Below are 17727 nucleotides of genomic sequence, written 5' to 3'. Positions count from 1 at the left end.
GAAGCGAAGAACGCTGAGGCCGCTTCTGAGAAGGTAATTTGTTTGGTCAAGCAGAGGCATGGCGTAAGTTGTTTAAATGTAAACCGGGCTACCTTTTTACAGATAGCCCGGTTTTATAGGGATAGTAATATCAACTTAGAATTTATATGCTATTGTAGTCATGAATTGTCTTGGAGGAATAGGGTTTACACTATAGTTCTCGTGGACGTAGTAATTCAATTCGTTGGTAAGGTTTGATAGTTTACCAAGGATACTGATCTTTTTGTAGCTATAACCGGCAGATAGATCAAATGTGGTAAAACCTTTTACCGGGATAATACCTGATGAAGTACCTGATTTATTTGTGTTTCTACCACCATTGCGGTCGCCAGTATAAAAAGCAGATGCACCAAGTTTTAAGCCTTTCACTGGACCGGTATTAAAAGTATAGAATAGACTTCCGTTTGCAGTATTCTTAGTCGTTCCTACTAAGCGTTCTCCTTCAAGAATACCCTTGGTCACCAAATATTTTTTAGGATCTTTAGGGTCTATAACTTCAACATCACTAGTTTTAGTGTAGCGCATATAATTGTAACTATATCCGGCGATGAAATTTAAGCCTTCAACAATAGTTCCTGAAATGTCAATCTCAATACCATCACTTGCCGTTTTTCCTGTGAATTCCTTCAAGTTGGTATCACTGTTACGGTCCCCTTGAAGGTTTAATTCTGCTGTCTGTGCAAATCTGTTGTTAACAATTTTATACCAGGTAACATTAGCAGATAGTTTTCCATCAAGGAAATCATTTTTAATACCAGCTTCAAACTGATCAATAATAGACGGTTTCATTGGGGCATTTGTAGTCACATCTATACCCGCATTTGAGGTAAAGTTGCTGGCGTAACTTGCATAAATAGAAGTTGCTTTAAATGGCTCATAAACGACACCTACTTTAGGCGAAAAGGCTTTATCTGTTTTATCTGGGGTTGTACCTTTTACAGTTTTGTTGATTGTCACTGAGTCAATGGTTGTTGACGGTGTTTTTTGGTATGTCCAACGGATACCTGCTAAAACTTTAAACTTCTCACTAACGGTTACCATATCCTGAACAAAGCCGCCCACACGATAAATCGGAGCTTTTGTATTGGCCAATAAATTTGTCTCCGGGGCATTAAAGTTACTAGGGATATTGAATGAAGATAGATCAAGCAGATTTACAGTATCATAGTATTTTGCCTTTTCTGGAGCAGGTGTGGTCAATTTATTCGGATTGCTGAAACCACCAGTTTTTGTTCTCGATTGATCAGCATCTGCACCAACCAATAGTGTATGTGCCAAAGAACCTGTTTTAAATGTTCCAGTTAAGTTGACTTGCTGGTTGAAGGTGAGTTCGTTTATTTTAGATCTGGTAAGTGCACGATTCCAAATACCATCTGTTTTTACAAAAGGACGTTCGCTAGAGAAATAGTTCCTATCATAAGATTGCAGGGATGCAGAAACATTCAATTTCCAGTCGTTATTAAACTTGTGATTTAAAACAGCCTGTGCAGTAGTGGTATTGGTTTTGTTATAAGCCCAATCGGTATTTAAAAATACATTTCTACCAAGTGGTGATATTTTATTGTCGACAGTACCGATACCAAAATCTGGACTGAAGTCACTTTTTAAGTAATCACCTTGGATGAGTAAATCTGTTTTGTCGCTAATTTGATAGAGTAAAGAAGGATTAACATAAATCCTTTCAGATTTTACTTTATCTCTAAAGCTACCCGCTTTTTCATAAGTTCCAATTACGCGAACAGCAATGTTTTTAGATACAGGACCGTATAAATCTAGTGTTGGTTTATAGAAGTCGTAACTTCCTATACGCATAGAGAACTCTCCTCCATACTCAAACTTAGGTTTTTTGGTTACCATGTTTACCACAGCACCACCACTAACGCCACCATAAAGTAAAGCCGAACTACCTTTAAGTACCTCTACTGATTCTAATGTACTGGCTTCTGGCATACCACCGATGATAGTTCTAGCCCCATTTTTAAGTACGTTGTTAGCACCAAGGCTATAGCCACGAGCATAAAAGTTTTCGCCAACAGTTCCACGGTTAGCACCCAACGAAACACCATTTACATTCTTTATAACATCAGCTAAGCGATTTGCTTGCTGGTCTTGAATGACTTGAGTACCTATGATTTGAACCGATTGAGGTAAGTCTCTAGGAGCAATAGCTATTTTACCAAGACTAATAGGTTTTTGATTAGGCGTTTGATAACCACCAATCTCCACCTCGTCAAGCTGTCCAGAGTTTTCTGAAAGTATAAACTCAACATATGCTGTTTGTCCCTCAATTACCGTTACTTTTTGAGTTTGAACTTTCAAACCTACAGAAGAGATTTTTAAAGTATATTCTCCACTTTTTAAGTTGTTGAATTTGAATTTTCCTTCCTCGTTAGATAAAGTTTGTCTATTGTTTTCAACTATTTGTATGGTTACAAGGCTAGCTGGCTTGCTGTCATTTGCCCTAACCTTTCCCTTAATACCACCTCTTATCGGGGCAGACGCAAGTTGCGAAGGACCCTCCTGAGCAAAAGCAGGCAGGTTTAATGAAAATAGAATACTGAGAATAAAGATAGAGTAGATGTTTTTCATATACTTATTTAGATTAATTCTAACGGCGGCAAATGTAAGAGCTGAAACTTAAATCGCCAAATTTATTTAGAATAATTTTAAATAGATATGAATAGTGGGGACAAGCGATGGACAAATGCTTTCCATCTGGAAAACGATTGCACACATTTAATCGGGCATATCTTTTTTTTATTAACACATAGTATTTAATCTTGTTGTAACACCAATTATAATCTGGTATGTGTTAAGTTTGTATTATGCTTGAAAAAATGAGGCTGTATGGTATTATTTCACTGCTGTTTTTAACAGTAGAGGCTACCGCACAGATCAAATGTAAGATTGAGCATTATTCAACTGAAGACGGTTTATCCCACGATGGGGTAATGAATATCCTTAAAGACCGCGATGGTTTTATGTGGTTTGGGACTTGGGATGGCATCAACCGCTTTGATGGACATAATTTTGTAACCTATAAAACCCGTCCGGGTGATAGTTCCAGCTTAAAAATCAACAGAGTTGACAATATCATAGAGGACAAGCAAGGTTATTTATGGCTTGAAGTATACGATAACCAGGTGTACCGCTTTGATAAGCAGCGTAAAAAGTTTCTGGCTATATCAAGTCTCCTGGAAGAAAAGAAAATCAGAAATATCTTATTTACTGGAATTGAAGTAGCAGGTAAGGATTTTGTATGGCTAACTACCTTGGATCAGGGGGTGTTTGCGGTAAAAAACAGCCCATCCGGTAATCCTGAAATTACCAGATATAACTTTGGACTGAAAGATGGTTTCCAGTTGCCATCAAACAAGGTTAACTTTTTGCAGGAAGATAAAGAAAAGAATATATGGATAGGCACGGAGGCCGGCCTTTCCTGTCTGCGCTCTGATCAGTCCGGTCAATACAAAAATAAAAGTCTCGATGTTGGTTTTGCAAAAGGGATGGCCTACACCTGTATGGCCGAAGATGGACAGCACGTTTGGTTTGGTACGAATGACGGATGTTTAATTCGTTACGATAAATCATCCCATGGGTTTTTAAAGAAAAAAATAGCTGACGATCGGGTAAATGCATTACTGCTGAGTAAAAACCAACGGACGCTATATGCTACAGCTGGTAGGAACGTGATCTCAACAAATATTTCTGATCTGCAATCCGTTATTGCTTACATGCCAGGAGTAGGCCCGATGTTGTCCATGTATGAAGATAAGACAGGTCTATTGTGGATAGAACCGGAAAAGAATGGACTTATTAAGTATAATCCGGTTACGCGTACATTCAAATACTTCTTTCAAGCGAATGATGCTAATTTTTACAATACTGCAAAGGAGTATAAGGTTTTTGAAGACCACAATGGCAGAGTTTGGATGAGCATGAAAGGGGGTGGATTTGGCTATTATAATCGAGCTGCTGATGTGATTGAGTATTTTTACAATAAACCTGGTTCTCCCGATCATCAGTTTTCAAATATAGTTACCTATAGTTATTTTGACCCGGCCGGTGTGTTATGGTTAAGCACCCGAGATAGGGGGATAGACAAGATTATATTTCAATCCAATGATTTTAAGCATGGGTTGCTGGTTGCATACACGTTAAATAAGTCGGACAATGAGATCCGAGGGATTTTTAGCGACCAGCATAAACGTTTATGGTTGACTTCAAAATCAGGTAAACTGTATGTTTACCACAATGGGGAAAAAGTAAAGGATATCTTTATAAACGAACCTGCAGGAGGGATTGGATTGGTTTATAATATCGTCCAGGGACGAGATGGAGTCATATGGTTGGGGACTAAAGGGAATGGTTTATTCAGAGCTATGCCTATTGATAAAACTGCGCTGAAATATAAGCTTACGCATTATAAGGCGGATAAAAAGGATATCAATAGTTTGAGTAGTGATCTGATTTATTCCATCCTGGAAGACAAAAAAGGAAGAGTATGGGTTGCTACTTATCAGTATGGCATCAATCTGCTTGTACCTGATGGTGATGAAATGAGGTTTGTAAACATTCATAATTCTTTTAAAAATTATCCTGTAGGCTCATGGAAAGCAAGACATGTGGAAGAGGATGCTTTGGGTAATATATGGGTCGCAACCACCAATGGATTGGTCATATTTGATCCGGATAGGGGTAATCCAAACGATTATACTTTTAAGAGCTATGGTAAAGTGCCTGGTGATAAGACTAGTTTGGGTAATAACGATGCGCAATACATTTACAAGGACAGCAAGAATAGGATTTGGGTGGCTACTTCTGGTGGTGGATTAAACAAAGTTGTTGAACTGTCAGATAAAGGATTAAAGTTTAAGGTATACACCAAAGAGGATGGTTTGCCAAGTGATTACGTTTTAAGTGTGGTGGAAGATAATTCCCACATTTTATGGCTTGGAACTGAAAATGGTATTTCGAAATTTGATCCTGAGACACAGCGATTCAGAAATTACGATTCTTATGATGGATTGCCAAAAACCGGATTGTCGGAAGGCTCCAGTTTAAAACTCCCTAACGGGGATTTGCTTTTTGGCTGCATAAATGGATATATCACCTTTAGTCCTGCTGAGATTAAAGACAAAAAGATTAAAGCTAAAATGGCATTGACCAGCTTTCAGATCAATAATAAAGATGTAAATCCCGGTGAGGTTGGTCCGCTAGTAAACGTTGATATCAATGATGCAAAGGAGATTAAATTAAAATATAGCGAGAACATCATTAGTATAGATTTTACGGTATTGGATTATCGGTCAAGTAATAAACAGGCCTATGCTTATCGCTTAAATGGTTTTGATACCGAATGGCATGATGTGAAAAACCAGCGTAAGGCCACTTATACAAACTTACCGCCAGGTAATTATGTATTTGAGGTGAAAAGTCTGAATGCTGATTTGTATGAGAATCTACCCATAAAGACAATTGCTATAAAAATTGCATCACCACCATGGCGTACTGTTTGGGCTTATATTCTATATGTTATTTTGTTTGGTGTTTTGATTGAAATTGCACGGAGAATTGTGTTTACCATGATTAGACTGCGCAATAGAATTGCCGTAGAACAAAAGCTGACAGAATTGAAACTGAGCTTTTTTACAAATATCTCTCACGAGCTGCGTACGCCATTAACACTCATTGTAAACCCTATTGAAGAATTATCTAGGCTCGAGAATCTATCCCCAAAAGCGCGGGAATACATCAATGTGGTACGCAGAAATGCAAACCGTATGGTGAGGTTTATCAATCAGCTTTTAGATTTTAGAAAAGCCCAAAGCGGAAAGATGGACCTTAAGGTAAGCCATACAGAGATTGTAGCTTTGGTGAAAGACATTACAACCTATTTCTCTGAAGTAGCCAGGGAAAAGCAGATCGAATTGCTAGTTGTTCCCAATGTAAAGGAATTATACGCCTGGATAGATGCAGAAAAGATAGATATTGTGATTTATAATCTATTGTCTAACGCCTTTAAGTTTACACCAGACAATAAAGTAATTCGGATAGAAATTAATCAGCTTCCTGCTGAAGAAACTTTTACTATACGCGTTGTTGATCAGGGGATAGGCGTACCTCCAGATAAACTGAACGATATCTTCGAGCTTTACTATGAGTTGGATAAAGCGCCTGGGAACAATTTGGAGGGTACGGGGATCGGTTTGGCACTATGCAAAGAAATAGTAGGCTTTCACCATGGCAATATCGAAGCTAGAAATAATCCTGAGGGTGGCTTAACGGTTACCCTTACGCTGAAATTAGGAAAAGCACATTTTAAGGATGGCGAAAATATCATCTTGGACAGTTTGGGGCCAGTAAAATCGGTATTTAGCAAACCAACAGAAGTAAATGCTCATGTAGAACAACCATTCTTACAATCAGGTAATAAAGATATACCATTGGTATTGCTGGTGGATGATAACAATGAATTGAGGAAGTTCCTGGCCGATCAGTTAAAGGAATTTTACAGAGTGGTTGAAGCTAAGGATGGTCTTGAAGGATTAGAGATGGCACTTAAAGTAATCCCTGAGCTGATCTTAAGCGATGTGATGATGCCAGAGTTGGATGGCATACAAATGCTGGATCGCTTAAAGAATAATGTCATCACCAGTCATATCCCTGTGATATTGCTGACTGCGAAATCCTCCGTGGAAAACCAAATAGAAGGCTTAAAGTATGGAGCTGATTATTATATCACCAAGCCTTTTCAAACAGATTTTATTCTGGCTTCGATAGATAACCTGTTAAAGCAGCGTAAGAAAATGTTTGAATCCCTTTTGGCGAGTAAGAAAGCCGTTGAACTGAATCCAACGGAAATAGTAATTACCTCCAGAGATGAAACCTTTTTGAAAGAGATCATTGATATTGTAGAAAATGGGATGGTTGATGTAGAGTTTAATATTGATGCTGTAGCTGAATCTATAGGGATGGGGCGAACCACCTTTTATAAGAAGTTTAAAAGCCTGACCAATCTAGCACCAGTAGAATTTGTTAGAGAAATGCGCCTGAAAAGAGCTAAGCAGTTTCTGGATGCCAATGGCCATAATATCTCTGAAATAGCCTATGCAGTGGGCTTCAACAGTGCCAAATATTTCAGCACCTGCTTTAAAGAAGAATATGGGATCTCACCTTCAGAATATTTAAAGTCAAAGGTCTCAAAAAACTAGTCGGACTCCGAAAAAAATGCTTTAAAGGCTTTATTGATAGTTTTTGGATGTATTTGGTCAAAATTTAGACCTCGAAAATGTCATTCTTCGTTAAGTTTGTTTAAACGAATAACCAAATATTAAACCATTCGAGTATCTCCTGAACGGAATTTCTTAGCAATCTTGCTAAGATGCATGAATGAATAGCTTATTTGGTTTATAAACAGAAACTAAATATAAACTATGAATAAATTACTACTTCCATTTTTTATGCTGCTGCTTATTTGTAGCACAGCGTGGGCGCAAACCCGAAAAATAACTGGTAAAGTTACTGATGGTACAGGGCCTTTAATCGGCGTAAGTATTAAGTTGAAGGGGACAACATCGGCTACCACTACAGATCGAAACGGTAGTTATAATATTAATATTCCTTCAGCCGGTAATGCGATCCTGGTTTTTACTTATGTTGGTTTTGTAACTAAGGAGGTAACTGTTGGAACCCGCTCAGAGATTACTGTTACCCTTGAGGATGACACAAAAGGTCTGAATGAAGTGGTTGTTATCGGTTACGGTACAGTAAAAAAAGGAGATTTAACAGGAGCTGTAGGGGTAGTTAAAGGAGAGGACCTTGCCAAGGTACCGGTAGCGAATGTTGCCGAAGCATTGATCGGTAAAATCGCCGGACTTCAGGTTGTGGCCACAGAAGGTTCTCCAGACGCAGAAATTAAAGTAAAATTGCGTGGAGGGGGATCTATCTCCCAAGATAATTCACCGCTTTATATCGTAGATGGTTTTCCGGTCGAGAGCATGAGTAATATTTCCTCTTCTGATATTGCATCGATTAGTTTTCTTAAAGACGCAGCATCTACTGCTATTTATGGTTCAAGAGCGGCTAATGGTGTAATTGTAATCACCACAAAGGAAGGTAAAGAAGGTAAAGTAAACGTTACTGCAAATGCTTACGGTGGTTTTAGAACCATTACTAAGGAATTGAGTGTACTTAGTCCGTACGAGTATGTACTTTATCAATATGAATTGGATCAGACAGCAACCTTTCAAAACTACTATGGTGTGTACCAGGATCTGGATATTTACAAATCAATAAAAGGAAGAAACTGGCAGGACGAGGTTTTTGGACGTAATGCTCCTCAACAATTTTATAATATTGGGCTAAATGGTGGATCTAAAAGTTCCAGGTTTAATCTTGGTCTGACCAGAAATAAAGAAGAAAGCGTGATGCTGGGTTCTGGATATGAGCGTAATAACCTGAATTTTAAACTGAATACAGATATATCACCTAAAGTAAGTGTAGATTTTAATACCAGACTATCTTATATGCTGATCGACGGTGCAGGTGTGAATACAGGTTCTGGTTCTAATACCAGATTAAGGAACTCTATAAAATATGCGCCTACCAGAGGTTTAAGGGAATTTGAGCAATCTGTAGTCGATGACGATATGATCGATGCAGAAACAAATAGCTTATTGTATGATCCTGTGAAATCTGTAAATGATGAGTATAAAAAACAAAATCGTTTAGCAACGAATTTTAATGCAGGATTGAGATGGAAAATTATCGACGTACTTTCATTTAGATCAGAAGCAGGCTATGAATTTAAGAACGAAAGAACTGATGTTGTTTCTGGACCTGCAACTCCTGACGCCAGAAATTTCGGTGCGCAGCCAATTGGTAAAATTAATACTTTTAATGGCGGCAGTTATAGGATTTCCAATTACCTGACTTATAACAATACTAAGTTTATCAATGCCGACCACAGTCTGAATGTTGTGGCGGGTCAAGAAATTCTTTCAAATTGGAATAAAACGATCAGCAATGAATCAAGGTTCTTCCCTGTAAACATGAAAGCCCCTGAAGTGTTGGCAAGCATGAATTATGGCTCACCTATTCCAACGGTTACTTATATTTCACCAGATAATAACCTCTCTTCTTTCTTTGGACGTGCAAGCTATGCCTACTTAAATAAATACCTGTTAACGGCAACGTTCAGGGCAGATGGTTCTAGCAAATTTGCTAAAGGCAATCAATGGTCATACTTCCCATCTGTAGCTGTAGCCTGGAAAATCTCTGAAGAGGGTTTCTTGAAATCTCAGTCAGACTGGCTTGATCAGTGGAAGTTGAGAGTGAGTTATGGTAGTACAGGAAACGATAGGATCCCTAGTGGCCTATGGCAATTAAATTATAATTCTAGTCCTGAGGGTAAACCTTATTTTCCTGGAGAAAAAGAGGCTCCACAGCTGGTTCCTGGCTCTTACTTGTATAATCCCGCATTGAAATGGGAAACGACCATTAACAGGAATCTAGGTACAGATATTAGCATATTAAAAGGTAAGCTGAATGTAACCATTGACGCTTATTGGAATACAACTAAGGATTTACTAGTACAGGCACCTGTTTCTCCAAACTCAGGTTTCCAGTTTCAGTATCAGAACTTTGGTAGTACTTCAAACCGCGGGATCGAGCTAACTATCGATGGAAACATCATTAGTGGAAAGGACTTCTCTCTTCAAGGTACTTTCAATATTGCGTTCAATAAGAACAAAGTGGATGAATATAGGAACGGTGATGTAAACTTTAAAACCTATACTTCGGGATGGAATGGATCGGCACAACCGCTTGATGATTATTTAGTACAACAAGGAAGCCCTGTTGGCCAAATGTATGGTTATGTGACAGAAGGAATGTATGGATTTAATGATTTTAATTGGAATGCAACAACACGTAAATGGGATATTGCTCCGGGTGTAGCAGATAATAGTGGAATAATTTCTGCAAATTATTTTGGTCCTGGAACTTTAAAGTTTAAAGATGTTAATGGCGACGGTAAAATTGATGCAGCAGATAAAACGGTAATCGGAAATGCCAATCCTAAACACACTGGAGGCTTTACCCTTACCGGAAAATATAAAGCATTCGATTTATCTGCAGCCTTTAACTGGACTGTAGGCAATAAGATCTATAACGCCAATAAACTAGATTTTTCAGCCTACCTGCTTTCTAGAAAATACCAAAATTTAGTTGGCGACATGAGTCTGGCAAATAGATTTACGATTATTGATCCATTAACAGGTTTTAATGTGGCAACTGGTACCAATGGTAACCCTGCCAGATTAATGGAACTGAATCAAAATGCTTCCATCTGGCACCCAATCATGACACAGACGCCATTACATTCATGGGCTATTGAAGATGGTTCTTTCTTAAGATTAAACACACTTACACTCGGTTATACGCTGCCTAGAAAAATTTCTAGTAAAATAGGAATGAGTAATTTAAGGTTTTATGCAACAGCATACAACGTATTCCTAATTACGAATTATTCGGGCTTCGATCCTGAAGTAGATACCAGAAGAAGTCCTCCGGTTACTCCAGGAGTAGACTATTCAGCTTATCCGAAAAGCCGATCTTTTGTGGCTGGAGTTAATGTATCACTTTAATAAAATTAGCGATGAAAAAGACAATAATAATCACATATATAGCCGTTTTAGCCTTAACCCTAAACGCCTGTAAAAAGGGCTTTTTGGATAGCTCATCTCCATCAGAATATACTCCAGACGTAGTATATAATTCAACAACATATGCCAGTTATGCTTTAATGGGCGTCTATTCCTTGTTAACACAAGACCAAATGTATTCAGCACGATTATCTTTAAACTATGCTACAAATTCTGATATTGAAATTGTAGGGGCAGATGCCAATAGTTATAAGGAAAATACGAACAGAGGTCTTTCTAATTATCTGGGTACACCAGATAATAATTCTATTGCCAAAGAATGGACCCTTATTTATAAAATGATAGAGCGATCGAATCTAGTTATAGATGGAATAAAAAGTAGTCCTTTAATGTCTACCTCAGATTCTACCATAATGAAAGGTTATATGGGCGAAGCCCTTACGCTTAGGGCGCTGGCCTATTTTGAATTGGTAAAGAATTGGGGAGATGTGCCTTACAAAGCCGAACCTTCAAAGGCCGACCTTTCTAATGTATACCTGCCTGCAACCGATAGAGATGAAATTTACGATCATCTTTTAGCTGATTTAAGTGTAGCAGAAAAGTATGTGCCCTGGATAAAAACAGGTACCTATACTTCTGTCGAGATGGTAACAAAGGGATTTGTAAAAGGATTGACTGCAAGAATTGCCCTTTTTAGAGGTGGGTATTCTATCCGTAATAAACCAGGTTTTCCGACAGAAAGAGGTTCAAATTGGAGACAATATTATGAACTGGCAAATCGCCAATGCAAGGAGATCAAACTGAGAGGCCTTCATCAGTTAAATACCAATTATATAGATGTTTGGAAAAAGTTAGGTCGTTTTGAACAAGACGCTGCGTTTAACGAAAATATGTTCGAAGTAGCAAATGGTTTAAGTAGGAGTGGAGAGATGGGCTATTCTATAGGGATTAGATTTTATACCAATGCTAAATACGGTTTTGGGAACAATGCGAATGTGGTAAATACAACAGCTTATTATTTCTATTCTTTTGATCAAAAGGATATCAGAAGAGACAATACCATTGCTTACTATACTTATAGTAATAGTGCGGCAGACATAAAAGAAGTATTCCAGACCAACCCGCTTTCTTACAATTTTGCTAAATGGGATCAGCGTTTTATGAATGATACCTGGAGTAATTTGAATAAAGCTGCAGCTGGAAAATTTGGCTACGGTATTAACTGGGCGGTAATGCGCTACTCCGATGTGTTATTGATGTTGGCTGAGACCGAAAATGCTTTAAATAGTGGACCTACTGCTGATGCCAAACTTGCACTTAAAGAAGTTAGACGCAGGGCTTTTGCAGAGGCAGATCGTCCTTTAAAAGTAGATGCTTATGTGGATGCTTTGGGTGGGGAACTTTCTTTCTTTAATGCTATTGTAGATGAAAGAGCATGGGAATTTGGTGGAGAAGCAGTTAGAAAGTTTGATTTGATCAGATGGAACCTGCTGACTACTAAAATTGCGCAGCAAAGAACAGAATTTAAGAAGATGCTAACTGGTGCAGCCCCTTATCAAACACTTCCTAAAGCGCTTTTTTATAAATACGAAGCCAATAATGAAATTTTGGATAAACCGGCTATCAATTTCTATCAGGATAAAGGAACGGTAGATATTCCGGGTTATACAAAAATTAACTGGATGTCAGGATATTCAGCAACTGAAATTACCAGTTATAATGAGCGTATTGATCTTTTCAGTAGCGGACTTAATGCTGGTGCTGCACAAAACAGGCATTTGTATCCAATTCCAAACTCTGTGATCAGCGATTCTCAGGGTAAATTAAAAAATTCTTACGGTTTCTAACCATGCTAAATAGCTGTAAAATGAAAAAACATAGGTTATATAAAATATTAACAATAGCAGTCTTATTGATGACAATTGGATTAGCTGTTACTTCTTGTAGGAAGATGAATGAATGGGAAGTGGATGAAAGTTATAACCGACTTTTCCGTCCTTCTGAAGTCTTGGCTGCGGTTGATGGTGTGACTGCAAAATTAACATTTAAAGGCAAGCCAGGTATCAATAGTTATATCGTAGAATTGAGTAAGGACAGCTTGAAGTTTACTCAGATCATAAAAACATATACTACTCAAGCTGTAAAAGACGGCAATGGATATTCGTTCGTGATTCCAGATCTGCTTGATCCAAGTACGCAATACTCTGCAAGGATAAAAGGAGTAGATGCCAGTGGCGGGAAAGAGGAATCGGAATGGGCGGCTGTTGCTTTCAAAACAAAGACAGAACAAATTATGTATCCCGTTGATCTGGCTGATCTGACCACAACGACTGCAAAACTAAAATGGAAAATACCTAATCAGGTAACGCATATTATGATTGGCGCAAGCAAGTACGATATTTCTGCACAGGAAGTAGCGTTGGGAGAAAAGGTTATTACCGGATTAACACCAGCGACAGCCTACAGTGCGGTATTGTATTTCAATACTTCTATTAGGGGCACATCAGGATTCACTACGATTTCAACTTTGCCAACAGGACCTAATGTGGTTAATGTTGGCCCATTAGATGATTTGGCTGCTTTGATTCAAAATGCTGCCAATGGAACTGTATTTGTTCTTTTAAAAGGTACTGTATATAATTCTGATGTAGCGGTAGTTATTCCTTCGGGAGTTTCGCTAACCATTTATGGTGAAGATGCTCCAAATAAACCTATAGTAGCTTTTAATGGCATTACCTTATCTGCATCTACCGGAACATTGAAATTTGAAAACATCGATTTAACTGGTTATACCAGTGGAGATCCAACAAAAGCGAAGCGTAACTACATTTTTAACCAAGGAGCTGCTAATACTACAGCAGAAATAAACTTTGAAAATTGTATCATCAGAAACTTTGTGAATACACCTATGCGTTTACAAAGTACTAATGTCATCACTATAGATAAGTTTACCATCAACAAATGTTTAGTCTATGATATTGGCGACAATAATGCGAATGGAACTTATGCGTTTATCAATACAAATGGCGCAACAAATGGAAAAATCAATAACATTTCCATCAAGAATAGTACCTTCTATAAAATAGGATTGGGCCTTATTATACACAATAGTCAACCTTCAGCTTCCTTAAATATAGAGAGCTGTACGTTTAACAATACGACAGGTAACGGACGTATTTTTATCGACTATAATGCGCAGACGATTGGTGCTTTCTCTTTCAATAACAATATTTTTGGTAAGACACTTTCGCCTTTAGCGAGTGCAAAAGGAATACGGTATGCCGGTACGAATCTGGTAGTAAACAATTCTTATGTTACATCGGATGCTGTTTTGACTGGGAATACTTTTGCTGCTACGGCTTACTCCGGTCTCAGTACGCAATTATTTTCGAATCCTGATAATGGTAATTTCCAAATTATAGATAATGCTTTTGCCGGAAAGGCAACTGCCGGAGACCCACGCTGGAGGTAGTTACAAATATATAAAGTAAGACCGTATCAGTTCTATGATACGGTCTTTAACAAATGAATGATAGTTGTACACCTTTATATGTACCCATGTTGTGCATATGTGGAATCGTATTGTGTATAATTTAATGAGAGACTAATAAAAAATGCGACCTAAATCAGTATAAAGACAATGGTGAAATCAGCTAAAATAATAAAGCTCTTGATGGTTTTTACAATAGCTCTTGCTTCCTGTAAAAAGCAAGAAAAGTTTGCCGGACCAGGTACATATGTTGATCCAAGTCTGAAACCAAAAGAGTCAGGCAAGGTCACAGAAGATGCTTTCGCATTTCCGGGAGCAGAAGGGTTTGGAAAGATTGCATCGGGTGGTCGTGGGGGTAAAATCATTAAAGTTACGAACCTTAATGATGCGGGTTCGGGAAGCTTAAGAGCTGCAATTGCGGAAACCGGAGCGCGAATAATAGTTTTTGAAGTGTCTGGGAATATTAAATTAACCAGCCGTATTCAAATTAAAAATGGCAATGTCACTATTGCCGGACAAACGGCTCCTGGTGATGGAATTTGCATTCAGGATTATGAAATGAACGTAGATGCAGATAACGTGATTATTCGTTACCTGCGGTTCAGGATGGGCGATTTAACCAAAAATGAACAGGATGCACTTTGGGGACGCTATCATCAAAGTATTGTAGTAGACCATTGTTCTATGAGCTGGTCAATTGATGAGTGTTCTTCTTTTTACGCGAATAAGAATTTTACCATGCAATGGTGTATTCTTTCGGAAAGTCTAAACAAATCCTTCCATGAAAAGGATGATCACGGATATGGTGCAATCTGGGGGGGATCTAATGCGAGTTTTCATCACAATCTGTTGGCACATCATAACAGTAGAAACGCCCGTTTTGATGGTGGACATAGGACAGGAACCGGCAGTAGTCCTTTTGGAATAGATAAAGTAGATTTCCGTAACAATGTGATCTATAACTGGGGAAGTAACAGTTCGTATGGCGGTGAAAATGGTGAGTACAATATGGTAGCCAATTATTACAAACCAGGTCCTGCAACAGCAAGTTCAATAAGGAGACGGATCATGGAAATATCAATGGAAACAGACTTGGTTAAATATGGTGCTGGATTTGGAAAGTTTTACGCTACAGGTAATTATGTTGATGGGAATGCAACGGTAACTCAAGACAATTGGAACGGGGGGATGGATAAGGGATCGGGATTAGGAGATGCCAATTACACATTGGCAAAAATGACGGTGCCATTTAGTGCTGAAGCATTAACTGCTCATACTGCCGAGCAAGCTTATAACGCTGTGCTATTGTATGGTGGTGCAAGCTTTAAGAGAGATGCTGTAGATACTCGGATTGTAAAAGAGGTGAAAGAAGGTGTCGTTACTTATAATGGTTCGAAAACTGGTAAAAAGGGAATTATAGATTCGCAGACAGATGTTGGCGGATGGCCGGTTTTAAATGCTACAACTCCACTTACGGATACGGACGGAGATGGTATGCCAGATAGCTGGGAAATTGAAAATGGATTGAATCCTAAAGTAGCAGATAACAATGGAAATGATTTAAGTACCGGCTATACAAATATTGAAGTGTATATAAACAGTTTAGTGAAGAACATCACTGTTAACCAAATCAAATAAAACTAAACATGAAAAATATGAGATCTTTAATTTGCTTCATTTTACTCTTGAGTTTGATGTCTTGCGAAAAGGAAGTTAAATATAGCCTACCTAAATATATACCACCAGTGGAAGTAGTCGTGCCACCTGATAACTCCGCTAAACCCGACAAAACTGTCGCTAAAGATGGTGCCGGAGATTATACAACTTTACAGGCTGCAATTGATGCAGCACCAAATAATGGGACGAAATATTATTTAATTGCCATCAAAAATGGAGTGTATAAGGAAGTACTCACCATACCTAAGAATAAAAACTACATTCATTTTAAAGGTGAAGATAAGGAGAAAACAGTTTTAACTTTCGACAATTATTCTGAAAGATTAGATGGAAATGGTATAAAGTATGGAACGTCTGGCTCGGCATCAGTATTTATTAAGGCCGATTACTTTAAAGCCGAGAACTTAACTTTCGAGAATACCGCAGGGATAGATGCTGGTCAAGCATTGGCCATTAACATTGGAGGTAATTTTTCCGCTTTTAACAATTGTAGGTTTTTAGCTTTTCAGGATACTTATTATGCAGCCGATAATACCATTCAGTATTTAAAAGACTGTTACATTGCTGGCACGGTAGATTATATGTTTGGTGGTTCTACCGCTGTATTTGATCGCTGTACGCTGCATAGTTTAAGAAGTGGTTATATAACTGCCGCTTCTACACCAGCGGGTAAAAAATATGGTTATGTTTATCTCAATTGTAAATTAACGGGAACTTCTGGTACTGCAAGTGTACATCTGGGTAGGCCATGGCGACCTAATGCCAATGTAGTATTTGTAAATTGTGAAATGGCGGGACACATTAAGCCTGAAGGTTGGAACAACTGGGGAGACGTGGCTAATGAAGCTACAGCTTTTTATGCAGAATATAAAAGTACTGGCGATGGGTATAAAGCAGGACAAAGACAATCATGGTCTAAACAGTTAACAGACGAACAAGTAAAAGAATATACGCTAGAAAAGATTTTAGGAACCTGGAAGCCTTTTTAGCGATTGAGAAAGCTTTTCCCGATAACGATTGCACAAATTTAGTATCATCACATCGCCAATAAGCATTTTCTAGTTCGTATGATTGTTTAACCAAATTATATTCAACATGACCACATTTAACAAGTTTAAATATCTCACTCTTTTTACTTGCGTACTGCTAATGGCATTTAACATGCCTGTCAAAAAGATCAAAGTTTATCTGGTTGGAGATTCGACCATGTCGGTAAAATTAGTTTCCAAATATCCGGAAACTGGATGGGGGATGCCCTTTGCTAACTTTTTTGATGAGTCGGTGAGTGTTGATAACCGTGCACAGAATGGTCGCAGTACCAAGTCGTTTATCACAGAGGGGCGTTGGAAATCGGTAACAGATAGCTTAAAAGCGGGTGATTATGTATTTATACAGTTTGGGCATAATGATGAGGTAAAAACAAAAAAGACCTATACGACAGAAGAAGAATTTAAAACTAATCTGGAGAAATACGTCAGCGAAAGCCTAAAAGCAGGAGCTTTTCCAATATTGATTACACCTGTAGCCCGCCGCAGTTTTGATGTAGACGGCAATGTGAAGGAAAGTCACCAGGTATATTCTGAAATTGTAAGGAATGTGGCTAAAGACAAGCAAGTTTCTTTGATTGATTTGGATAAAGAGAGTATGGTATTATTACAACAGATGGGCACAGAGAATTCGAAGTTGTTGTTTAATAAGCTAACGCCCGGACAGCATCCTAATTATCCGGCAGGAGTGGATGACAATACGCATTTTAATGAGTACGGAGCACGTAGAATGGCCGAATTGGTCTTGTTAGAATTGAAAAAGCTGAATTTGGAGCTAGCCAATAGAATTGTAAAACGTTAACGTTAT

At 38.2% G+C, this 17727-nt stretch carries 8 protein-coding genes; 7 read left to right on the top strand and 1 reads right to left on the bottom strand.

Annotated features, from left to right (window positions below):
* Positions 1-135: 135 nt before the first annotated feature.
* On the bottom strand, positions 136-2628 hold the full coding sequence (locus EZ444_RS18930; protein ID WP_131610714.1) for a TonB-dependent receptor: 2493 nt from the start codon (positions 2626-2628) through the stop codon (positions 136-138).
* Between the two features lie 236 nt (positions 2629-2864).
* On the opposite strand from EZ444_RS18930, the gene EZ444_RS18925 reads away from it, so the two are divergent.
* The 7 genes from EZ444_RS18925 (at position 2865) to EZ444_RS18895 (ending at position 17721) form a co-directional block, all read left to right on the top strand.
* Complete coding sequence (locus tag EZ444_RS18925) at positions 2865-7253, top strand: hybrid sensor histidine kinase/response regulator transcription factor (RefSeq protein WP_131610713.1); 4389 nt, start codon at positions 2865-2867, stop codon at positions 7251-7253.
* A 222-nt stretch (positions 7254-7475) separates the two neighbouring features.
* Positions 7476-10688 carry a SusC/RagA family TonB-linked outer membrane protein gene (locus EZ444_RS18920; protein WP_131610712.1) on the top strand — a complete coding sequence of 1071 codons (3213 nt, stop codon included), beginning with the start codon at positions 7476-7478 and terminating at the stop codon, positions 10686-10688.
* Between the two features lie 11 nt (positions 10689-10699).
* Complete coding sequence (locus EZ444_RS18915) at positions 10700-12553, top strand: RagB/SusD family nutrient uptake outer membrane protein (RefSeq protein WP_131610711.1); 1854 nt, start codon at positions 10700-10702, stop codon at positions 12551-12553.
* Between the two features lie 20 nt (positions 12554-12573).
* Entirely contained in the window at positions 12574-14178 is a 1605-nt protein-coding gene (locus tag EZ444_RS18910; RefSeq protein ID WP_165503662.1) for a DUF5123 domain-containing protein, read from the top strand.
* A 201-nt stretch (positions 14179-14379) separates the two neighbouring features.
* Positions 14380-15834 (top strand): pectate lyase family protein, encoded by a 1455-nt coding sequence (locus EZ444_RS18905; protein WP_205945310.1) that lies wholly within the window; start codon positions 14380-14382, stop codon positions 15832-15834.
* A 17-nt stretch (positions 15835-15851) separates the two neighbouring features.
* Complete coding sequence (locus tag EZ444_RS18900; protein ID WP_225874773.1) at positions 15852-16862, top strand: pectinesterase family protein; 1011 nt, start codon at positions 15852-15854, stop codon at positions 16860-16862.
* Positions 16863-16968: 106 nt separating this feature from the next.
* Positions 16969-17721 carry a rhamnogalacturonan acetylesterase gene (locus EZ444_RS18895; protein WP_131610708.1) on the top strand — a complete coding sequence of 251 codons (753 nt, stop codon included), beginning with the start codon at positions 16969-16971 and terminating at the stop codon, positions 17719-17721.
* Positions 17722-17727: the final 6 nt, after the last annotated feature.

The sequence above is a fragment of the Pedobacter hiemivivus genome (assembly GCF_004331685.1).
In the GTDB taxonomy this organism is placed as follows: domain Bacteria; phylum Bacteroidota; class Bacteroidia; order Sphingobacteriales; family Sphingobacteriaceae; genus Pedobacter; species Pedobacter hiemivivus.
The sequence above is the reverse complement of the archived record's forward strand: the minus strand, read 5'-3'. Positions and strand labels throughout refer to the sequence as shown.